19 protein-coding genes are annotated in these 22,828 nt (G+C 37.6%); 11 read left to right on the top strand and 8 right to left on the bottom strand.

Going from position 1 to position 22,828, the window contains the following annotated elements; all coding sequences use genetic code 11:
* The first annotated feature begins 71 nt into the window (after nucleotides 1–71).
* From nuoH to AB8P06_RS17195, 8 genes are all read left to right on the top strand, one after another.
* On the top strand, nucleotides 72–1,136 hold the full coding sequence (gene nuoH / locus AB8P06_RS17230) for an NADH-quinone oxidoreductase subunit NuoH (RefSeq protein ID WP_369843483.1): 1,065 nt from the start codon (nucleotides 72–74) through the stop codon (nucleotides 1,134–1,136).
* A gap of 105 nt (nucleotides 1,137–1,241) precedes the next feature.
* Nucleotides 1,242–1,799, top strand: coding sequence for a NuoI/complex I 23 kDa subunit family protein (locus tag AB8P06_RS17225; RefSeq protein WP_369843482.1), 558 nt, complete (start codon nucleotides 1,242–1,244; stop codon nucleotides 1,797–1,799).
* Nucleotides 1,799–2,296, top strand: coding sequence for an NADH-quinone oxidoreductase subunit J family protein (locus AB8P06_RS17220; protein WP_007844963.1), 498 nt, complete (start codon nucleotides 1,799–1,801; stop codon nucleotides 2,294–2,296). The genes AB8P06_RS17225 and AB8P06_RS17220 overlap by 1 nt, the downstream gene beginning before the upstream one ends.
* Before the next feature lie 3 nt (nucleotides 2,297–2,299).
* Nucleotides 2,300–2,629 carry an NADH-quinone oxidoreductase subunit NuoK gene (nuoK, locus tag AB8P06_RS17215; RefSeq protein WP_007844962.1) on the top strand — a complete coding sequence of 110 codons (330 nt, stop codon included), beginning with the start codon at nucleotides 2,300–2,302 and terminating at the stop codon, nucleotides 2,627–2,629.
* 3 nt (nucleotides 2,630–2,632) lie between these two features.
* On the top strand, nucleotides 2,633–4,546 hold the full coding sequence (gene nuoL / locus AB8P06_RS17210) for an NADH-quinone oxidoreductase subunit L (protein ID WP_369843481.1): 1,914 nt from the start codon (nucleotides 2,633–2,635) through the stop codon (nucleotides 4,544–4,546).
* Nucleotides 4,547–4,548: 2 nt separating this feature from the next.
* Nucleotides 4,549–6,045, top strand: coding sequence for a complex I subunit 4 family protein (locus tag AB8P06_RS17205; RefSeq protein WP_369843480.1), 1,497 nt, complete (start codon nucleotides 4,549–4,551; stop codon nucleotides 6,043–6,045).
* A 166-nt stretch (nucleotides 6,046–6,211) separates the two neighbouring features.
* On the top strand, nucleotides 6,212–7,591 hold the full coding sequence (locus AB8P06_RS17200) for an NADH-quinone oxidoreductase subunit N (protein ID WP_369843479.1): 1,380 nt from the start codon (nucleotides 6,212–6,214) through the stop codon (nucleotides 7,589–7,591).
* A 73-nt stretch (nucleotides 7,592–7,664) separates the two neighbouring features.
* Nucleotides 7,665–9,983: a GAF domain-containing protein gene (locus AB8P06_RS17195; RefSeq protein ID WP_369843478.1), complete on the top strand. Its 2,319-nt coding sequence runs from the start codon at nucleotides 7,665–7,667 to the stop codon at nucleotides 9,981–9,983.
* Here the strand turns inward: AB8P06_RS17195 and AB8P06_RS17190 are convergent.
* Together AB8P06_RS17190 and AB8P06_RS17185 are read right to left on the bottom strand one after the other, a co-directional pair.
* Nucleotides 9,968–10,891: a bestrophin family protein gene (locus tag AB8P06_RS17190; RefSeq protein ID WP_369843477.1), complete on the bottom strand. Its 924-nt coding sequence runs from the start codon at nucleotides 10,889–10,891 to the stop codon at nucleotides 9,968–9,970. The two genes, AB8P06_RS17195 and AB8P06_RS17190, sit on opposite strands and share 16 nt — an antisense overlap.
* 19 nt (nucleotides 10,892–10,910) lie before the next feature.
* On the bottom strand, nucleotides 10,911–12,071 hold the full coding sequence (locus AB8P06_RS17185; RefSeq protein WP_369843476.1) for a Pycsar system effector family protein: 1,161 nt from the start codon (nucleotides 12,069–12,071) through the stop codon (nucleotides 10,911–10,913).
* Between the two features lie 26 nt (nucleotides 12,072–12,097).
* On the opposite strand from AB8P06_RS17185, the gene AB8P06_RS17180 reads away from it, so the two are divergent.
* Nucleotides 12,098–15,814, top strand: a complete 3,717-nt coding sequence (locus tag AB8P06_RS17180) for a metallophosphoesterase (RefSeq protein ID WP_369843475.1) — start codon at nucleotides 12,098–12,100, stop codon at nucleotides 15,812–15,814.
* An 82-nt stretch (nucleotides 15,815–15,896) separates the two neighbouring features.
* Here the strand turns inward: AB8P06_RS17180 and AB8P06_RS17175 are convergent, their stop codons facing one another.
* The 5 genes from AB8P06_RS17175 to ruvX form a co-directional block, all read right to left on the bottom strand.
* Complete coding sequence (locus tag AB8P06_RS17175; protein ID WP_369843474.1) at nucleotides 15,897–16,778, bottom strand: hypothetical protein; 882 nt, start codon at nucleotides 16,776–16,778, stop codon at nucleotides 15,897–15,899.
* On the bottom strand, nucleotides 16,775–17,551 hold the full coding sequence (mazG, locus tag AB8P06_RS17170; RefSeq protein ID WP_369843473.1) for a nucleoside triphosphate pyrophosphohydrolase: 777 nt from the start codon (nucleotides 17,549–17,551) through the stop codon (nucleotides 16,775–16,777). The genes AB8P06_RS17175 and mazG overlap by 4 nt, the downstream gene beginning before the upstream one ends.
* A gap of 252 nt (nucleotides 17,552–17,803) precedes the next feature.
* A complete protein-coding gene (locus AB8P06_RS17165; protein ID WP_369843472.1) occupies nucleotides 17,804–18,364 on the bottom strand; it encodes a DUF5606 family protein in 561 nt (186 codons plus the stop codon).
* A 73-nt stretch (nucleotides 18,365–18,437) separates the two neighbouring features.
* On the bottom strand, nucleotides 18,438–19,010 hold the full coding sequence (gene def / locus AB8P06_RS17160; RefSeq protein ID WP_369843471.1) for a peptide deformylase: 573 nt from the start codon (nucleotides 19,008–19,010) through the stop codon (nucleotides 18,438–18,440).
* Nucleotides 19,007–19,423, bottom strand: a complete 417-nt coding sequence (ruvX, locus tag AB8P06_RS17155) for a Holliday junction resolvase RuvX (protein WP_369843470.1) — start codon at nucleotides 19,421–19,423, stop codon at nucleotides 19,007–19,009. Before ruvX ends, def begins: the two co-directional genes overlap by 4 nt.
* Nucleotides 19,424–19,536: 113 nt before the next feature.
* Between ruvX and AB8P06_RS17150 the strand changes: the two genes are divergently transcribed.
* A complete protein-coding gene (locus tag AB8P06_RS17150; protein ID WP_369843469.1) occupies nucleotides 19,537–20,019 on the top strand; it encodes a SixA phosphatase family protein in 483 nt (160 codons plus the stop codon).
* Nucleotides 19,994–20,890 carry an archaemetzincin gene (locus AB8P06_RS17145; RefSeq protein ID WP_369843468.1) on the top strand — a complete coding sequence of 299 codons (897 nt, stop codon included), beginning with the start codon at nucleotides 19,994–19,996 and terminating at the stop codon, nucleotides 20,888–20,890. The genes AB8P06_RS17150 and AB8P06_RS17145 overlap by 26 nt, the downstream gene beginning before the upstream one ends.
* Nucleotides 20,891–21,279: 389 nt before the next feature.
* On the opposite strand, the gene AB8P06_RS17140 is transcribed toward AB8P06_RS17145, so the two are convergent.
* The gene (locus AB8P06_RS17140; RefSeq protein ID WP_369843467.1) at nucleotides 21,280–22,824 is read right to left on the bottom strand and encodes a serine hydrolase; all 1,545 of its coding nucleotides are present in this window, start codon (nucleotides 22,822–22,824) and stop codon (nucleotides 21,280–21,282) included.
* Between the last annotated feature and the right edge of the window lie 4 nt (nucleotides 22,825–22,828).

Here is a 22,828-nt window from a genome sequence, read left to right as displayed (position 1 = left end):
TTCAGACACCAGACAACAGATTTTAAATCTGATATCTGGCATCTGACATCTAATATCTAAATAAATAAAAAATGGATTTACTTACATTTAAACTTATACTTGTACTAGCGCTTTTCCTGCTTTCGTTGACGATTGCAGCCTACTCTACCTGGGCAGAAAGAAAAGTTGCCTCTATCATGCAGGATAGAATTGGTCCCAACAGAGCCGGGCCTTTCGGATTACTGCAGCCTCTTGCCGATGGTGGGAAATTTTTCTTTAAAGAAGATTTTACACCTGCCAATGCAGAAAAGTTCCTTTTCGTATTGGGGCCGGCTTTAGTAATGTTTATTTCATTAATTACCGGAGCGGTTATCCCTTGGGGTAAAAGTTTAAATATTGCAGGAACTTCCTTTGATTTACAGGTTGCCAACATTGATGTAGGAGTACTCTTCATCATCGGAATGGCTTCCATCGGTGTATACGGAATCATGATCGGGGGTTGGGCTTCCAACAATAAATATTCATTATTAGGAGCCATCCGTGCTTCTTCTCAGATGATTTCTTATGAGCTGGCCATGGGATTGGCTTTGCTTTCTATCATTATGATGACAGGAAGTTTAGATTTAAAGGTAATTACTGAAAACCAGACTACAGGAAAACTTTGGGGAGTAATTCCCTGGATTTCCGGCTTGAACTGGAATATTTTCTACCAACCGATAGCATTCCTGGTATTCTTCGTAGCTGCTTTGGCAGAGACCAACAGACACCCTTTCGATTTACCGGAGTGTGAATCTGAACTGGTAACAGGATATTCTACGGAATATTCTTCAATGAAGCTGGGTTTATATATGTTTGGTGAATACGTGAACATGTTTATCTCCAACGCTTTCATGGTCGTTCTTTTCTTTGGCGGATACAACTATCCTGGAATTGAATGGGTAACTCAGAACTGGGGTGAAAACGCTGCAGGAATCCTGAGTATCGTAGCATTTTTAACAAAAACGGTAATCGGAATTCTGATCTTTATGTGGATCAGATGGACGCTTCCAAGATTCAGATATGACCAGTTGATGCACTTAGGATGGAAAACCCTGATCCCAATGGCATTGGTAAACCTGCTGATTACAGGAGCTGTAATTTTAGCATTTGGAAATTAAATTAGCTAAACCTTATAGGTTTAATTAAATATTAAGTATTAAAAATTAAGATAACAGACAAGATTAGTCTAAATCTAATGTCTAACATCTAACATCTATAATTAAATGAAACTTACTAACAGATCAAAAGTTGTTTCTAACAAGGAAATGACCCTTGCTGAGAAAATCTATCTACCTGCGATTTTCAAAGGTATGGGGATTACATTTAAGCATGCTGTAAGAACCGTAGTAAAAGGTGCCCCTGCAGTTTATTCGTATCCAGAAGTACAGAAACCGAGAGCTACCATTTGGAGAGGTCACCATGTTCTGAAAAGAGATGAGGAAGGCAGAGAAAGATGTACAGCTTGCGGACTTTGTGCTGTGGCATGCCCTGCAGAAGCAATTACAATGACTGCTGCTGAAAGAACGAAGGAAGAAAAGCACCTTTACAGAGAAGAAAAATATGCTTCAGTATATGAAATCAATATGCTGAGATGCATCTTCTGTGGTATGTGTGAAGAAGCCTGCCCGAAATCTGCCATCTATCTTACCGACAGATTGGTAGATGTGGAAACCAACAGAGGTTCTTTCATCTATGGTAAAGATAAATTAGTTGAAAAAATAAATGAAAGGATTGACATCACGACAAGACAATCCGAGAAACAAAAAAATGCGGTAAAATAATGGATCAGTTTTTATTTTTCTTGGTGGCGTTTTTAGCAGTGGCAAGTGCTGTTTATTTTGTATTTGCCAGAAATCCTTTATATGCTATTTTGTCATTAATTGTTACAATGTTTTCAATCGCAGGAATGTACATTCTTCTGAATGCCCAGTTCCTTGCAATCATCCAGATTATAGTGTATGCCGGAGCCATCATGGTATTGTTCCTTTATATCCTGATGATGCTTAACCTTAATAAAGCAGACGAAAGTAAGAAGAACAATACTTTAAAATTTGTTGGAGTTTTTACAGCCGGGATTTTATTAGTGGGTGTTTTAGGTGTATTCAGAGGGGTTAAAGAAAATCATGTGGTATTGGATAATGTAGACAGAGGGGTTGGTCTTACCAAAAATCTGGGTAAACTTTTGTTTAATGAATATGTTTTACCGTTTGAGCTTGCTTCCATCCTTATTTTGGCAGGTATTGTAGGCGCGGTATTAATCGGTAAAAAAGATTTATAAATTATGGGAGAAGTAAATACATTTATACAAAGCATCCCTTTAGACTACTTCATTATTCTTTCGTCAGTATTATTCTGTCTGGGAGTGTTGGGCGTATTATTGAGAAAAAATGCTATTGTTATTTTGGGTTGTGTTGAGCTTATGCTGAATTCTGTAAACCTTTTATTGGCCGCTTTTTCAGCGTACAAAGGAAATGGTGACGGACAACTTTTAGTTTTCTTCATTATGGTGGTGGCTGCTGCGGAAGTGGCGGTAGGTCTGGCAATTATTGCTATGCTATATAGAAATACCCGTTCTGTAGATGTGAGTATATTTAATAAATTAAGAGGATAAGGAATGGAAAATTTAGTGTATGCAATAATACTTTTACCACTTTTAGGGTTTCTTATTAACGGTTTATTCGGGAAAAATCTTCCAAAAATAGTGGTTGGAAGCCTGGCGACAGCAATGGTTTTTATTCCTTTCTGTATCGCAGTAAGCATTTTCATGAATTTCAATTCTGAAAGCCAGCCTGTAATCGTAAAAGCTTTTGAATGGTTCAGAGTAAATGGAGTTCAGATTAATTTCGGATTCCAGATCGATCAGTTGTCATTAATGATGATCATGATCATTACAGGAATCGGGTCTTTAATCCACCTGTACTCTATCGGATATATGAGTCATGATAAAGGATTCTACAAGTTTTTCACTTACCTGAATCTTTTCATCTTCTCGATGTTATTATTAGTAATGGGAAGCAACTACCTGATCTTATTCATCGGATGGGAAGGTGTAGGACTTTGTTCTTACCTGCTGATCGGATTCTGGTATACCAACGAAGAATACGGTAAAGCAGCAAGAAAAGCATTCATTATGAACAGAATCGGTGACCTTGCGTTATTGATCGGTATCTTCATGATCGCTTCTCAGACCAATGCGGTTGATTATCTTTCAGTAGCTGAAAACGCTTCAAAATTTGAATTAGACGGACTGGTAATTATCTTTATTACGGCAAGTTTATTTATCGGTGCTACCGGTAAGTCTGCTCAGGTTCCTTTATATACATGGTTACCGGACGCGATGGCCGGGCCGACTCCTGTTTCTGCCTTAATCCACGCGGCAACGATGGTTACAGCAGGGATCTATCTGGTAGTAAGATCAAACTTCTTATTTACGCTGGCTCCTACCGTTCAGGACGGAATCTTATTAATAGGTTTTTTAACGGCAGCTTTGGCAGGTTTCTATGCACTTCGTCAGAACGACATCAAAAAAGTATTGGCATACTCTACTGTTTCACAGCTTGGGTTTATGTTCATTGCTTTAGGATTGGGAGCATATACAACGGCTATGTTTCACGTAATGACTCACGCTTTCTTTAAAGCTTTGTTATTCCTTGGAGCAGGTTCTGTCATCCATGCGATGAGCAACGAACAGGATATGCGTTTCATGGGCGGGCTTAAAAAAGTAATCCCGATTACCCATGCTACTTTCCTTATCGGAACACTGGCGATCTCAGGATTCCCTTTACTTTCAGGGATGATTTCAAAAGACGAAATTTTAGTGGCCGCTTATGCTAAAAATCCGGTTTACTGGGTGATGTTATTCATTTTGGCAGCGATCACGGCAACTTATATGTTCAGGCTGTATTACCTGACTTTCCATGGGGAATTCAGAGGTACTGAAGAGCAAAAACATCATTTACATGAAAGCCCTGCAAATATGACATTACCATTGATCGTATTGGCTATACTTTCTGTAGTCGGTGGTTTAATCAACCTTCCTCACTTTATCGGTCATGGTCATTATGCCAAGCTAATGGAATGGCTGAAACCTGTATTGACAGAGGAAAGTTTCAAACACATGGAAGCTACTCTTTCAGGAGTTGAATTTAATACTGAAATGATACTTTTGGCAGCAACGGTAATTATGTTCTTCTCTGTTTGGTTCATCGTTAAAAATACTTATGTGAATAAGAAGAAGATGGCCCTCGCAGAAGAAAACTATACCGGCTGGGAAAAGCTTTCTGCAAAAAAATTATATGTAGACGAACTTTACAATGCATTGATTGTAAAAACTGTTGAAGGATTAGGACGCGGAGGAAAAATGTTTGATAAGGGTATTTTAGACCGTTTTGTGGATTTTGTAGGTGAAGGCGCTGAAGACAGCGGTAAATCTATGAAACGTATCCAGAACGGAAATGTTGAGAATTACATTCTTATCATGTCTTTAGCTGTGGGAATTATACTGATTGTTAACTTTATATTACAATAATAATGTCTTGTTTATTATTAACATTATTACTTTTACCTCTAGTAGGTTCGGGATTAGTTTTTGCCTGGAAAAATAAATCCAGCAAATATTTGGCGCTAGGAATTGCATTGGTTCAGATGCTGCTTACATTCTATGTACTTTCGGATTTTGATTTTACTCCGACAGTAGATAGTGTATTACAGCACGAAATCAATTATCCCTGGTCACAATTTATTAAAAGCTCGCTTCATTTCGGCATTGACGGGATGAGTATGCTTCTTTTATTGCTGACCAATATTTTAACGCCGCTCATCATATTATCATCTTTTAATGAAAATGTGAGCTACAGAAATTCTTTCTACGGTCTTATTTTGCTGATGCAATTCGGGCTTGTGGGTGTTTTCACCTCTTTAGATGGGCTGTTGTTCTACATTTTCTGGGAAGTAACCCTGATTCCGATCTGGTTTATTGCCGGACTTTGGGGCCAGGAAAATAAAAGATTTGAATTCACTACCAAATTCTTCGTGTATACATTCGTCGGATCATTATTTATGCTGGCCGGATTGATTTATGTTTACAATCATTCCGCATCATTTGCATTAACCGATTTATATAACGCTTCTTTGAATGAAACTCAGCAGACCGTGGTTTTCTGGTTTATATTCTTTGCATTTGCAGTGAAATTACCGGTATTCCCGTTCCATACGTGGCAACCGGATACTTATACCTACTCTCCTACTCAGGGATCGATGCTGTTATCAGGGATCATGCTTAAAATGGCGGTTTATGGTGTAATGCGTTATTTATTACCGATTACTCCTATTCCGATTGCAGGAATTTCAGGACAGATCGTTATCATTCTTGCCATAGTAGGAATTGTACACGGAGCATTAATTGCCATCATCCAGACGGATATGAAGAGAATCATTGCGTATTCATCTTTCTCCCACGTTGGATTAATGGTTGCCGGGATCTTTTCTTCAGCCGTAGTTACCCTTAGAGGAACCTTTACGGTAGAAGGAGCTGAAGGAGCTTTGGTACAGACTTTTGCGCACGGTATCAACGTGGTGGGTCTGTTCTACTGTTGTGATATTTTATACAAGAGATTTAAATCAAGAGACATCAGACAAATGGGAGGTTTAGCGAAAGTGGCTCCTAAATTTGCGGTGTTGTTCCTGATCATTATATTAGGTTCAATGGGAGTTCCGTTAACCAACGGATTCGTCGGAGAATTTATTCTGATCAAATCCGTTTTCGATTTTAACGCATTGGCAGCAGTGATTGCAGGTCTTACTGTCATTCTGTGTGCGGTTTATCTGTTGAGATTTTACGGAAAAGCAATGTTCGGCCAGGGGAATGAAGCAGTATTAAGTACAGCAAAAGACCTGTCCGGAGTAGAATTTTCCGTATTGGCAAGCTTAGCGGTTTTTGTGATTTTACTTGGTATTTTCCCTCAGCCGGTAATCGAAATGGTGAGTAGCTCAGTGAAGTTTATCTACACGGCAATGGCAACCAATTAAAAGATTTAAAAATTAAGATTAAAAGAGTAAAGAATTAAGAGATCAGAAGCAGAAAAGAAGTGATGAGTTATAAATTATGAGTTTGGGGTTCTTACACTTAAACTCCGAATCTTAAACAATAAACATTGAATTTCAAACTTCGCGTCTCAAATCTCAAATATAAGTTATGAGTGTTTTAATTATTGTTTTCCTAACGGCAGTTGTTGCGTTATTTTCAGGAGTTTTTGAACAAGGGAAATTCGCAAGATACATTGGGATTTTGGGATTAATCATCGCATTATATGTCAGCTTCTTGCCGGAATGTTCGTTCTTCGAGCAGTACAGACATATGTATGAATATGGCCCGAATACGGCTTTATTTACAAAAATTTCAATTGTAACCACCCTGTTGTTGTTCTTTCTGGGAGGTTTTGCATTCAGCAACCACAGAAGCCACCAGTCAGAATTATACGCATTGATGCTGTTTGCACTTTGTGGTGGAATTACCCTTTTCGGATTCCAGAACATGGTTACCCTGTTCTTAGGTGTAGAAATTCTTTCCATCCCGTTATATGTAATGGCGGGTGCCAATAAAACCGATTTGAGATCAAACGAAGCTTCAATCAAATATTTCCTGATGGGTGCTTTCGCAACAGGTTTCTTACTGTTTGGTATTGCGTTCATCTACGGAAGTGCGGGAAGCTTTGATTTATATAAAATCCATGATTTCGGGACAGCAAACCCTACCAATGTAATGTTTATTCTGGGCGTTTTACTGATCCTTTGTGCACTGGCATTCAAAGTGGCATTGGCGCCTTTCCATATGTGGAGCCCTGATGTTTATTATGGAGCGCCTTCATTAATTACAGCTTTCATGGCGAGTGTGGTAAAAATCTCAGGATTTTTCGCATTATTCAGATTAATGACCATTGGTTTTGCCGGAGTTACTCACGACTGGATCAATGTTTTAGGAGTATTCTTAATCATCACATTACTTCTGGCAAACGTTATGGGTCTTGCTCAGACGAATGCAAAAAGAATGTTGGCTTATTCATCGGTATCACACGCAGGATATATCGGTTTGGTTTTCTTCGGGATGACAAGCCTTTCCACTTATAATCTGGCCTTCTATTTATTTGCTTATTCATTATCTACCGTAGGTGTATTCATGTGTCTGATCTGGGTAGAAAAATTAAAGAGAGAAACATCTTTCGGAGCATTCAAAGGATTGGCAAAATCAGAGCCTCTGTTGGCAACTACAGCGGCAATCTCTATGCTTTCAATGGCGGGTGTTCCGTTAACAGCAGGTTTCATGGGTAAATTCGCTTTATTTTCCCAGGCGATGAACGGTGCGGCTTTTCTGGTTTTAGTAGCGGTTTTAGGTTCTGCCCTATCCATTGCTTACTACCTGAGACTGATTATCGCGATGTTCTTCTTTAAGGAAACAACATTCAAAACATCAGAAAAAGTAACTCTTACTTATAATATTGTTGCCGTATTTATCATTGCTTCCATCATTATTTTAGGGGTCTTCCCGGACTTGTTTGCAAAACAGTTCGGATTGTAAGAATCAATATAAAAATTACAAAGCACAACCTATTAGTTGTGCTTTTTTTATAACTTTACTTGAAATTTCAACATTGGCAAATCTTTACAAAAAAGACGCTCCATTCCAGGTTTACATATCATTCAAAAAATATTTGGATGTGCTTGAGCATATCCGTTATAACGACCGATTAGAATACAGGGTCAATTATGCCGAATCCCTCATCGAGAAAACCAAAAATTTTACAGAGTTGAGAGATGGTTTCCAGGATGTTTCTCTTCTCGAGAAAAATGAAGACCTCATCAGGCTTCTGCTTGCGGATTTATTTCCAACCGGATTAACCAATAATGAAATCAAGGCGGCAAGTATTCCGCTTTCCAATATTACATTCAATTACACGGAGAGGTTTAAAAATATCCTGAAAGATGCCGGAAAAGACTTTGAAATCGAGCTCAGAAATATTAATGATGACGAATTTTATGTTTTCTGCTGTTGTCTGATTCTTCAGACTTATTTCAAAAGGGATATCCGAAGCATGATTCCGTTTTATTATGATATCCCGAATAAGCTGGGAATCATGAAGCATTATAAGATCACGGTAAATTCAGATTTTACAGAAGTTTATCCTACAGAAAATGCAAAGATCCCTTCAGATGACGTTCTGGATATGCTGCTGGAAAACCTCGATGACTTCAAGCTCTGGAAAAAATATTTCCCGTCCCAATCATGGATACTGAAAGGCTTTACCATTATCTCCCTTGTAGACTGTACCTCGGAGGTTGCTTTATCTGACCTGAAATCAAGCATGATAGAAATTGACCCGGAAAATTTTGATCCGGATGAAAACCTGGTGGAAATTTTTAAATCTTACTTCGATGTTGCAGACCTGAATTTCGGGCTGATGCTCTTCAATAAAAAAGACCAGAAGCTGGATAAGCTTCCGGTTTATGAAAGCCTTTTCACCAATCATATCCTGGATTTCTGGATCAATACTTTTGATGAAGAAACCCGGAAAAACACCTTCGATAATTTAAGCCATAATTCTAAGCCTATTGTTGTCTCTAATGTCAGTAAGCTGGATGAAAATATAAAGAAACTCCCTTCTTTCACAATTCTGAAAGACAATAATATCAACAGCTTCATGGTCATTCCCATTATGAAAGACAATGAACTTCTGGCGATTATGGAATTTACATCTCCGCATGCCAATAGTTTCAATGGTCTGAAGCTGAAAAAAATGGAGTTTTTCTCTGATATGATCCTTTTCTCCCTGAACCGTTTCAGTTTTGAAAAAAACTATCAGATAGAAGCTATTATTCAGCGTGAATATACTTCCATCCATGACAGTGTAGTATGGAAATTCAGGAATGAAGCCGAGAAATATTTCAATGCTTACCTGGCCAAGAAAATGTACACCCTGAAGCAGATTTCGTTTAAAAACCTGACGCCTCTTTTCGGATTTTCCGACATCCGTTCTTCTTCTGAAAAGCGTTTCAATCTGATGCTGGAAGACCTCAACCAACAGATGGAAACCCTGCATGATATTTTTTTACTGATCAATTCAGATTCGGAAAAATATTTACTCGCCCTTGAAGTTTTTGAGAATGAACTGAACAACGAGATCAAAGCCGACACCGAACAACGTCTTCAGAGATTGCTGAGAGAAGAGATCCATCCTTATCTTCAGGGAAAACTGGAACTGAAATCCACCAGAGAAATAAAGACCAAGATCAAAGATTATTTTACACAGGTTTTTCCTCAGACCGATTTATTTTATGCCAACAGAAAAAGCCTCGATGATTCTATAACACTGCTCAACAGGAAACTGGCAGATATGCTGGATGAAAATCAGGTTAAAGCCCAACAGATCTTCCCGCATTATTATGAAAGATTCAAATCCGACGGTGTAGAGCATAATCTGTACATTGGACCAACCATTGCACCGGATCTGCATTACACTTCAAAAGTAGTTCATAAATTAAGGTACTGGCAGCTAAAAACCATCTGTAATATAGAGCTTGAGTTTCAGAATTTCAAAAACGATCTTCCGATCTCTATGGATATTGCTTCGCTGATCTTTGTCTACAATGAAAAAATAGATATCCGTTTCCGGATGGATGAGAAACGTTTTGATGTAGACGGAGCGTACAATTCTTATTATGAAATTGTAAAAAAACGCCTGGATAAAGCCCACATCAAAGGTTCTTCGGAAAGAATTACCTGTCCGGGGAAAATTACCATCGTTTATTTCGGGATGGAAAACCAGAAAGAATATCTTGAATACATCAATAAACTTCAGAAAAAAGGGATCCTTCAATCTGATATTGAATTTTTAAAAGTTGAGGATTTACAAGGAATTACAGGGTTGCTTGCACTAAGGGTTTCCCTGGTTCAGGATCAGTCTATAAAATAAGAATCCGGAACTTTAAATTCACTCTGCGGAATCTCCGCCTGCTCAAAAATTGAAAACTCAATCGTTCTGCAGATGCTGTTTAAGGCAAGATCATTTTCTTCCTCTCCAAACGGTTCTGCTATCTCCTGTATAATCGCATCCAGGGCAATGAAAGTATAACTGATCAAAAGAACGATCAAAGGCATCATCCAGCCCAGGCTGTCTACGAGTCCGAAAGGAAGCCAGAAACAGTATAAATAAACCGTGCGATGCAATAAAACACTGTATGCAAAAGGTAAAGGTGTGTTGTAAATCCGTTCACAGCCGCCCGAAATATTTGAAAACTGGTTCAGCTGATGATCCATTGACGTCAATACGATCGTATCAATATTTCCTTTTTTATTCTGCTCATTCAGCCAGTCTGCAATACACTTTAAAATAATACTTGGAATAAACTTTTTCCCTTTCAATTGCTCCAGATGTTCAGGAGAAAGCAAACGGGAAAGATGTTCCGTCCCGGTTTTATCCCTTAGCTGATCATTTAAAGACCAGCAGAACGCTGAGATCATTTTTACAATTTCCTGCTTATCTTTCTGCGCTTCGGGGGAAGAATCATTTACCAGTGATAATATCTGTCGGGTTAACGATCTTGTTTCTATTACTAAAAGCCCCCAAAGTTTTCTTCCTTCCCAATAACGGTCATAGCTCGCGGAATTGCAGAATCCCATGAAAATGGCCAGAGCCAGCCCTATCAATGTAAAGATCGTGGGATTGAGATGAACTTTATAATCGTAAATCTTTCCTTTGAAATAGTAAACCGCGATTGAAAACAATGTAATGATAACCAGCTGAACAATAATCTTCTTCAATACGGAACCTCTCCATATAAATAGCATTTTCAGCCAGTTTGTGCGCTGTCTTACAATCATTTTAAGGCTTTATTAGAAATTATAACGAAAGAAAAGCATATCCGAACGACAATACCGAAATGACAATCCCCGCCATGAAAATTTTATAGGTGATGGAAAGAAGCTTATATTTTCTGTCTAAAACTTTACCCAGATAATACAGGTCCTTCACCATGGAATCATAAATATAATCCCTGTCTTTGATCAGGTCTCTCATTGCATCATGGTAATCTCCAAATAACATTTGCTGGAAGTTTCCAAAGAACAAAAGATTCACTTTTCTGTCACTTACATCCTGAGAAGTAAAGCTGGTCTTGGTAACATTGGGCTTTGTAGATAAGATCGCAAAAATAATCGTTAAAACACTTGATAATAAAAGAATAAAACTTGGAATGATAAGATGCGAGTTTTTCGGTGTATCCAGCTTAGGAACCAAAACCGAAAGACAAACCGAAATAATAATTGCATTTACGGAAAGCAGGATGTTTGCTTTACTGTCTGCAATATCACTCAGCCTCGTATGATTATTCAAAGTCACTCTGAATAAAGTATCCACGCTTCTGTCTGATTTCGCTTCTTTTTTATTTTCAGAGCTTTCTTTTTTATCCTCTTCCTTTTCAAGCTTTTTCTCAATTTTCTTGATATTTTTCTTTTTTAAAGGCTCCCAATTTTCTTTGGCATAATCGGTATAATATTTATGCTTGTTTTTCAGCATATCCAGATTGCCTTCATTCCATTCGTCATTAGAATAGCATCTCACATTGGTAAGCTCCCATTCTTTTCTCAGGGCATCTGAAATATCATTGTAATCATGGCTGGCAAAATGGCTGCAATCGGCATCTTTCACAATTTTCTCCAACAGGTTCTGTGGCTCATAAGTAATTTTTGTAGCCAGGATCAGTTTTGAAACATCTTCAATATCATTCGGCGGGTAATTTTCATTCTGTAGAAAATTTCTCACGATTTTTACCCCTTCCTCTTCATGATTCCAGGCACTCTCAATATAGCCCGTATCATGAAACCAGAGCGCAAGCAATACCTTTTCCTGGTCTTCTTTTGAAACAGGGGTACTTTTCATGATTTCCTCCGCTTTATTTACCGTATAGGTCGTATGAATAAAATTATGATAGAAATATACAGAAGATAACTTATCTTTGAATAAGCTTTCAACATAATTTTTAGCTTTATTTAAAATATCCATTCCTGAATTTTTGTTAATGTAAATTTATGAATTTATCCTTTAAAACCCATCTAAAAAGATTTTCAGTTCCAATTAGATACTTACTGGTACCGGGGCTTCTCTATTCTTGTGCTACCTATAACGTAAAAAAAGGAAAAAACTTGCAGGAAGTAAAGAATTCTGATATAAAATCCGGAAATGATTTTAAGATTTTCTTAGTCGGAGATGCCGGAAACGCAGACGAAATTCAGGCACAGAATACATTAAACCTTCTTAAAAGCAAACTGGATTCGGCTGATAAAAATTCAATGTTGATTTTCCTTGGAGATAATATTTATCCTCTGGGAATGCCTGAAGAAACCGACAAGGGCTATCCTCTGGCTAAAGAAAAGATTGAAAACCAGCTTGCCATTACAAAAAATTTCAAAGGCAAAACTTTGGTTATTCCCGGAAATCATGACTGGTATCATGGGCTGGACGGGCTTAAAGCTCAGGAGGAATTGGTGAAAAACTACCTCAACGACAAAAAATCTTTTTTACCCAAAAATTCATGCCCGATTGATGATGTGAATCTTAGCAGCGATGTGAAACTGATTGTGATTGATACGGAATGGGTATTGCTCAACTGGGATGAGCATCCGGGAATCAATAAGAACTGTACTATTAAAACCCGTGAAGATTTCTTTGTTGAGTTTAAAGACCTGATCAATAAAAACCAGGATAAAAGAATTATCGTTGCCCTGCACCATCCTGTGATCAGCAGTGGAACGCATGCCGGATACACCTCTGCCAGGTCTCATCTTTTCCCGTTAAAAAGCAAAGTTCCGGCTCCGGGTGTTGCAAGCCTGATCAATGTTCTGAGAACTTCTTCCGGAGTCAGCCCCGAAGATATCAACAATCAGCATTATGCAGATCTGTCCAACCGCTTAAAAAGTATTGTTCAGGATAAGGAGAATATTATTTTCGTATCAGGACACGATCACAATTTACAGTACCATAAAGACCGGAATATAAGGCAGATCATCAGTGGAGCAGGTTCTAAGACCGATCCTTCCACTATCGCCGAACGATCGGATTTTTCCTACGGCGGAAACGGATTTGCCATCTTAAATCTCCGGGAAGACCAAAGCACAGACGTTGAATATTTTTCAACAAAAGATAATAAGCTTCAAAAGCTGTCCCATATAGCTGTCATTGAAAAACCAAAGGAGTTTATCAATAATTATCCGGATTCTTTTCCGGCAACCATGTCTTCTACCATTTATCCAAAAAAATTAACGGAGAAAGGCAAGATCTACAGATGGCTTTGGGGAGAACATTACAGAAAGTATTACGGAATCCCTATTGAAGCTCCGACAGCCAATATTTCTGAATTAGACGGCGGTTATACTCCATTCAGGGAAGGTGGTGGTAATCAGTCCAACAGCTTAAGGCTAAAAGCAAATGACGGTCAGGAATTTGTAATGAGAGGCGTTAAGAAAAGTGCCGTTCGTTTCCTGAACAATATGGCTTTCAAAAAAAGTACTTTCGGAAATGAGCTGAATAATACATTCCCTGAAAAATTCTTACTCGATTTTTATACAACCAATCATCCTTTCACTCCATTTTCGGTAGGAAATATGGCGGACAAAGTGAATATCTTCCACAGCAATCCAAGGTTGTATTATATTCCGAAACAAAAGGCTTTGGGAGAATATAATCAGAATTACGGGGATGAAATGTATATGATCGAAGAGCGCTTTTCTTCCGATCCCAAAACCCTTCAGTCTCTTGATAATGCAAAAGATATTGTTTCTACCGATGATGTTTTGAAAAATTTCACCAAAAATTATAAATACTCTGTGGATCAGGAATCTTACATCAGAGCAAGAATTTTTGATATGCTTATCGGCGACTGGGACAGACATTCCGATCAATGGAAATGGGCGGAATATCAGGATGGTGACAAAGTAATTTATAAGCCGATTCCGAGAGACAGAGACCAGGCCTTCAGTAAATATGATGGTTTTGCATTTAAAGTGATCATGAATATTCCGGCCATCCGTCACATGAAAACCTTCAAAGACGACATTAAAAATGTAAAGTGGATGAATATGGAACCTTATCCGCTGGATCTGATTTTTCTAAAAGGTTCTACCCAGGAAGAATGGATCGCACAGGCCCAATATATTCAGGAACATTTGACTGATAAGGATATTGACGAGGCTTTCAATAATATCCCGAAAGAGGTAAAGGATGAAACCATTGCGGATATTCAGAGGAAATTAAAATCGCGTAAAACCCATTTACAGGATTATGCAGCAAAATATTACGATGTTTTACAGGAAAAAGTTCCTTTAGCCGGAACGGTAAATCCTGATAAATTTGTCGTTACTAAAAATGGGAATACAGTTAATGTAAAGCAATATAAGCTGGATAAAAACAAAGAAAATCCGGAGCTGGTATTTGAAAAGACGTATGACGATACCAAAACAAAGGAACTCTGGATTTATGGGCTGGAAGATGATGATATTTATGAAGTTTCCGGAGACGGAAGACCGAAAATAAACATCCGTCTTATCGGTGGCTACAATCATGACGTTTACAATGTAGCGAATGGAGGCAAGGTGAAAATCTATGATTTCAAATCTCAGAAAAACACCTACAATGCTCCTTCAGCCACAAAAAACATTTCCGATGATTATGATACCAATACCTATAATTACAAACATCCGAAATACAATTTCTTTGCAGGCTATCCCAATGCCGACTACAACCCTGATGATGGAGTGATTCTGGGCGTTCTGGCCAATTATACCGTAAATAATTTCATCCGCGCTCCTTATACTCAAAAACACAGCTTAAAAGCTAATTTTTACACGGCGACCGGAGGATTCAATCTTGTGTATAAAGGAATCTTTAAAAAGGCCATTTCCGGATGGGATTTTAATATCGATGCTGCGTATACAACTCCACGATTTGCAGAAAACTTTTTCGGTTTATCCAACGAAAGCGAATATGATAAGGAGAATGTAGAAAGGGAGTACAACAGGGCAAGAATCTCAAAATTCAATTTTGCGCCTTCCATCTCAAAGAAAAGCTGGATGAATTTTCAGCATAAACTTCAGCTGACATTTGAAAACAATAAAGTACAGCGAAAAGGTAACCGGTTTGTAGACCAGTCTCCGGATGTAAATCCTGAAGTATTTAACGATCAGCAATTCGCAGGAGCCAACTATACTTTCAGCTATAAAAATTTAGATAATAATGCTTTCCCTACTTTAGGCATGGAGCTTATCATGAGTGCAGACTGGAAAGCCAATCTTTCTGAACAAAACAGAAATTTCCTGATCTTAAACGGAACGCTGATGATTGATCACAGGCTGGATAAAAGAGGTAATTTTGTTTTTGCCAATTCCAGTGATGTGATGTGGATCAACAACAATAATTTTGAATTCTACCAGGCAGCGAGCATCGGCGGAAATAACGGGATGAGAGCATTCAGGAACGACAGGTTTTCAGGAAAATCTTATTTCACCAACAATTCTGAGATCCGTTGGGATTTTGGAAGGGTAAGAAACAATATTATTCCTGCCAATATGGGAATTCTAATCGGCTATGATGTCGGTCGTGTATGGAATGATGGTGAAGATTCAAGAAAATGGCATCAGTCTGTCGGAGGAGGATTTTGGTTAAGCGTCGTAGAAATGTTCTCAGCAAGGCTGAATTACTTCTACGGTTCCGATGGCGGAAGAATCTCTGCGGGAGTGGGAATGACGTTTTAAAATCATTAAGCATAAAGACATAAAACAGGCGGAGAAAAATTCTCCGCCTGTTTTTATTTTTTAACCGTTTTTAAGGTATATTTTAAAAAGAAAACCGGTATACATTTCCTCCGGTAGCTTTATCTTTTTCATCAGCAATCAGCAATGTTTTATCATCAACAAAAACTACTGCCTCTTTTTGAGAGTTGTGGTTCAAAGATATTTTCTGAATTTTCGCTGTGCTAAAATCGTTTGCTGTAAACCCCGAAAGGACATGAATATTTTTATGCGTCAGTAATACAATTTTATCTTTGGTACTGTTTGTGGTTGCTGAAGTTATCGCTGCGTCGCTATATCTTCCGGTAAGCTTTAGTTTTCCGACCAGCTTTGCTTCAAAATCCCCCTCCTTGTTCGGAACCTGGAAAACCAGGAAAGTTCCGTCGAAACCTTTGCTTCTGTTTTTTGTAAAAAGGTAGAAGTTTCCATCCATTTCCACGAAAGCTTCACAGTCATACAGCCAATTGGATTTTTTCGGCGGAAATTCAGTCTGCCCTTCATAATGGAATTTTGTGGTCTGAATTACTTTTGTATTTTTTTGAGAAGCATCTTTGAGATCCAGTTTTAAAATTGACAAATTCTGTCTGCTGTTCTCATTATTCCCAAAATCACCGAGATAAATATTTCCCTGAGTATCTTTTGTAATATCTTCCCAGTCGTTATTTTCGGCATTTTCGACAAGAACATCGGTTACCAGTGTTCCCTGTCTGTCCAAGCCGTATACTACATTTTTATTACCCTGATCTTCTATGGCCCAGATTGTTTTCTGATCGCCTGATAATGTAATTCCTGAAACTTCCTTCAGTTTTTTAGGCAGAGAAAACTCGACCTTAAGAGTATCTTCTGTCAGCCGGGTATTTTGAGTTTTAGGTTCTTTACATCCGACAAGTAAAAGCGTAGCAATCGCGCACAAAATATTCATTTTCATTCGTTTTTATTTATAAGTTTAGCTTCTTCCCAGAGCATATCCATTTCTTCCAGAGACATATCTTCAAGCTTTAAATTCTTTTCCAGGGCAATATTTTCCATTTTCCGGAATCTTGAAATAAATTTCAGGTTTGTTCTTTCCAAAGCTGAATCCGGATTGATTCCTGAAATTCTTGCATAGTTGATCAGTGAAAAGAATACATCACCCAGTTCCTGCTCTTTCTTTACCGGATCTGTTTCAGCGTGAAATTCAGAAATTTCTTCATCTACCTTTTTCCAGGCATCTTCCGCGTCATGAAATTCAAAACCTATACCCTTCACTTTATCCTGAATCCTGTAAGCTTTAACCATACTGGGCAAACTTTTCGGAACTCCACCCAAAATGGATTTATTTCCTTCTTTCAGCTTCAGTTTTTCCCAGTTCTGCTTTACTTCTTCTTCATCTTTGACTTCAATATCACCATAAATATGAGGGTGGCGGAAAATTAGTTTTTCATTTAAAGAATTGATAACGTCTGCAATATCAAAACTTTCTTTTTCAGAGCCGATTTTCGCATAAAAAACAAGATGAAGCAAAACATCACCCAATTCTTTTTTTATTTCCTGCAGATCTCCCTGCAGAATGGCATCGGAAAGCTCATATGTTTCTTCCAGCGTTAAATGACGAAGCGTTTCCAGAGTCTGCTTCTGATCCCACGGGCATTTTTCCCGCAAATCATCCATAATATCTAGTAATCTCCCGAAAGCTTCTAATTTTTCCTGTTTGGTATTCATAGTCGTTGAGAATTCAAAGTGATACAAATGTAAGGAATCATGGATAAAAAAGAACTTTACCCTTCATAAGATTTACCGCAAAGCTATACAAAGAATAAATAAAACCGAGCTTAAGGATAAATCTGTTGCCCAGCTTATTTTTGAAGCACAAAGATTTACATTGTTTTACTTAAGTTAAAACAATTTCTAAAAATAAAAAGCCCTGTCAAGAAAATTCTTAACAAGGCTTTGCTTATTATTCAAAAGGAAAAATTATCCTTTTTTAGTGTGTGTACTTTTTGGAGCTGCTTTTGCTGCTGAAGTAGCTTTTACTTTTGGAGTTGCCGGTTTTTCAGCTTTCGGAGCTGCTTTTTTAGCAGGTGCTTTTTCCGTGATATCAGTTTCTTCCTGTGCCGGTTCTAATGTTTCAGGCTCAGCTTTTACAAAACTGTCAGGAGTAATATATCCAGCTTTGTGTAAAATATTGTACCATTGTGCCAGTTTCTTAATATCAGAAGCATATACTCTTTCTGTATCATAATTAGGAAGAGAAGCACTCATAAAATCTTTTAATTCGGCATCTGAAGATTTGTGAGAAATGGTTTCCTTATAATCATGGTTTTTAGCAATATTTTCAAAAACTTCAAACAAAGGAACCTCTTTATCAAAAGTGAACATAGCGATATTATCCAACAAGCTCACCTGGCTTGAGTTCCCGATGCTTACTTTTTTCTTTGAGGTAACATCTTCGATAATAAATCCGTTTCTTAATTGAGAAACTAACTTGTAAAGTCCTGGTTTACCGGAAATTGAAATTATTTTTTCTAACAGCATAATTTTATTTTTTATGAATTTAGCAATCGGCTCAAAGCTTTTTGCTGTTTATTATTTTCTTTTTTACTTTTTATTACTTAGGAAATCTCATTTTGTAATTGATGCTTACATCACCCTGAGAGATTTTTGACAGCTTACCTTTTACCAGCTTTTTCTTCAAAGCACTCAGGTGATCGGTAAATAAAACCCCTTCAATGTGATCGTACTCATGCTGAATTACGCGGGCTCTAATATCGGAAAAAGTTTCTGTATGTTTTACAAAATTTTCGTCATGATATTCTATAACAATCGTACCCTTTCTTTTTACATCTTCTCTCACATCCGGAATAGAAAGGCAACCTTCGTTAAACTTCCACTCTTCCCCGGATTCTTCAAGAATTTTAGCATTGATGAATACTTTTTTAAAATCTTTCAATTCATCTTTAATATCTTCATAATCTTCATCTTCTGCCAAAGGGGTCACATCTATTACAAATAGGCGAATATCCAATCCTATCTGCGGAGCCGCCAATCCAATACCGTTTGCACTATACATCGTTTCAAACATATTGTCTATCAGTTCTTGTAAATCGGGATAATTGTTGTCTATATCTTTGCCTACTTTTCTTAAAATAGGATCCCCAAAGGCTCTTATCGGTAGAATCATCTTGCTTTTTGTTCTAAAAAATTCTGCAATATAATCGTTGCACTTACTTTATCTATTAATCCTTTCTCCTGTCTCTGCTTCTTACTTTTACCACTTTGTGAGATAAAAAATGAAGCCATTTTGGAGGTAAACCTTTCATCAAAACGGTGAACAGGAATACCGGGAAATTCTTTTTCAAAATTCTCTACAAACTTTAAAATATCAGTTTCCACTTCGGACATATTCCCTTTTAAATCTACGGGCTGCCCTACTACCACCTCATCTACTTTATTTTCACTGAAATATTTTTTTAAAAATTCCAATAAAACTTTTGTTTCAACAGTAGTCAGACCACTTGCAATAATCTGCATATCATCCGTTGCAGCAATGCCACAACGAGCCTTTCCGTAGTCTATTGCAAGGATTTGTCCCATAGGTTTGCAAATTTAGTAAATTTTAATGATTTTATTCATAACGTAGTTTTTTTTATAAATCATGTTTTAATCCGCTATTTTTTTTATAATTTTAATTTTCCAAAAACAAAATTATGAAGAGACTCATCCTTGTAAGACATGCGAAAAGCGACTGGCCGGAAGAGACCGAAGACTTTGACAGACCTCTGGCAGACAAAGGTTTAGAAGACGCTATGAACATGTCCAGATTTTTAAAAAACAATAATATTCCGATCGATTATCTGGTATCGAGCCCCGCGGTTCGTGCACTGAATACATGCAGGATTTTCAACCAGGCTTATCAGCTTAATTTTACGACTGATGAAAAACTGTATAACCCTTCGGAAAGAAATTTTGAATCTGTAATTTACGATCTGGATGACACGCATAATTCGGTAGCTTTCTTCTCTCATAATAACGGTATTTCAAATTTTGCCAATTCTATTTCGGATGATATTTTTCATTTTCCTACCTGCGGAGTGGCCGGCTTTGAAATCGACTGCAATTCATGGTCGGAATTTGACAATGCCAGAAAAAAGCTTTTATTCTTTTATGAACCCGGGAAGATTAAGATTTAGCTTTATTTTTAAAACAATTTTTTTATCAATATCATTATTCCTTCTTTCCTGTGAAAAGAAGGAAAAAAATTATTTTGAAACTATCGCCGTCAATGATGTAAAGCTCACCAAAGCCGTACCCGGAGAGTGGAGATATTCCCGTGAAGAAAAATTTCAGACTTTTGAGGATTTTCAGAAAATGAAAAAAATTAAACCTGAAACAGGAAAAAACACCATCTATCTTCAGCCGATCGGCGACTTTGACAGCATACAAAACAGGGAAATTGAGCTGACCAGAGATTATTTAAAAATCTATTTCCAGTTAGAAACAAAAATTTTACCCGTTTTATCAAACTATATTGTTCCTGAGTCTGTAAGAAGGATCTCCACAGAAGGTCACGAACAAATTTTAGCAGGCTACGTTTTAGACAGCATCCTGATCAAAAGAAAGCCCAAAGATGCGGTAGTGCTGATGGGAATTACAGAAAGAGATTTATTTCCCAAACCTGAATGGAATTTTGTTTTTGGTCTGGCCTCTTATCAGGCCGGTGTTGGTGTAACTTCAATGTACAGGTTTTCCAACGGATATTTAACGGAATCTAATTTCAATCAAAGCCTGGAAAGATTAATTAAAATCAGTTCACATGAAATCGGGCATATGTTCGGTATCAATCATTGTCTGAATGCCAACTGTGTGATGAACGGCACCAACTCTCTTACAGAAACCGACTTTCATTTTGCCAGAGCCTGTTCGCTTTGCCAGCAAAAATTAAATTCAAGCATCAGATATGACAACCGGAAACGTTTGACTGCATTAAAAAGATTCTTCGAAAAACAACATCTGAACCTCGAAATCATACAGGCAGAAAACGATTTGAAAGTATTAAAATAAAATATCCACAATAAAATTCCCCTCCTCCGGAGGGGTGGCAAAAATTCTCCCGAATTTTTGACGGGGTGGTTTAAACACACACAATAACAATTTTACAATCCCAAAGGAGAAAATAAGTTTCGGCTAAAGCCAATAATCAGGAATGCAAAAGAGAAAACAGGCTAAGCCCGTTCCTATTGATCATTTATAATACATATCCTTAAATATGACAAAAAAGGGCAAACCCATTCATATTAATAAAAAAAATCACCTTTTCTGAAATCACTCTTACAAAACCATTTCTCCACAACAAAAAAACGGGCTAAAGCCCGTTTCTTTAATTATATCCGTAAAAATCATTTTTACAATTTTACAATTCTGCGATTTTACGATTCAGTCTTTCAACAAAACTACTTCCTCTTCAAATCCAGATCATCAAAATCAAAACTGAAATCCGTAACATCAGAAATCGGTTTCAAACTTGCAGACTGTGCTTTTCCCATTTCATCATAATCAAAAATAATGTAGGCATCGGCATCGTAACTTCTGTCATCCCATTTGATGATGAAAGAATTATTTGAAAAAGGTAATAATTCACCTTTCAGCCTTGGCGAGTTTTTACATGAGATTCTGTATGTATTTCCCTGTTGGGCAATGTCAACATCACCAAACCACTGGTCATTGTATGTTCCTACAAATTGTTCCGGTTTTGCCTGAAGATTTTTTTCTTTTCTGAAAGCAGCGGATTTTGCAAAAGCATCTTTCTTTTGTTTATCGAAAGTTTCTTCCTGCTTTTTCATTCTGTCGCCGTAAGTTTTCAGCCAGTTTCTGTCTGCAACTCCTAAATAAGAATCTTTCACCGTATTGGTAATGGTATTGAAGGCTGCGCCTGACTGTTGATTTGTCAGAACTACAATTCCAAGCTTCAGATCCGGAATCAGGGTAAATTGGGTTACTGTTCCGATCAGTCCACCTGTATGCTGTATCTGTTTATGCCCTTTAACGTCACTTAAAAACCAGCCCATTCCATATCCGTAAAAACTTGTATCATAAGGATTTTTTGAAGCCACACCACTTGGGATCTGTAAACTCCAGAGCTGTTGGATCTGCTTATCGGAAACCACTTTTTTCCCGTCTTTTGTTGTAAAATTATTCAATAAGCACTCAGCCCAGGTGGTCATGTCTTTGATATTGCTCAGAATTCCTCCTGCAGCATTACCGGTTTCATTCCAGTCATGCGGAACAGCAATTGCTTTTCCGTCAACCGGAGCATGGGCATCAATCTTATTTGCTACGGCTTTTGCCCTGTTGTAGCTTCCGAAACTTGATGTCATTCCTACCGGCTTCATAATTCTTTGTTCGATAAATTCTGCCCAGTTTAATCCCGAAACCCTGTGAATAACTTCTCCGGCAACGATAAACATGATATTGTTATAATCTAAAGTCGTTCTGAAAGGATTTTCAGGTTTAAGATACCTTACATTATGCACAATATCATTCACCGTTAAGCTTCCGCCTTCAGGAAAAAACATTAAATCTCCCTGTCCCAGTCCTAATCCGGCTCTGTGAGTCACTAAATCTTTGATCGTTACATTCTGGGAAACATACGGATCATACATCTGGAATTCAGGAATGTATTTAGAAACTTTATCATCCCAGTTCAGTTTTCCCTCATCTGCTAAAATTGCGAGAGCCGTACAGGTGAATCCTTTTGAATTGGAAGCAATCCCCACAAGTGTATTGTCATCCATCGGCTGTTTTGTCGTTAAAGAACGTACCCCGAATCCTTTTGAATAAATGAGTTTTCCGTCTTTAATAATTCCCACGGACATTCCCGGAACATCAAAAGTTTTTAAAGTATTCTGGATCAGCTCATCCAGTTTTTTCTCTTCAACCTGCGCTGTGAACAATCCAGCTACTAAAAGAAAAATGAAAAAAGAAAGTTTCTGCTTCATTATT

The organism is Chryseobacterium tongliaonense, from assembly GCF_041224435.1.
GTDB classification, from domain to species: Bacteria; Bacteroidota; Bacteroidia; order Flavobacteriales; family Weeksellaceae; genus Chryseobacterium; species Chryseobacterium tongliaoense.
The sequence above is the reverse complement of the archived record's forward strand: the minus strand, read 5'-3'. Positions and strand labels throughout refer to the sequence as shown.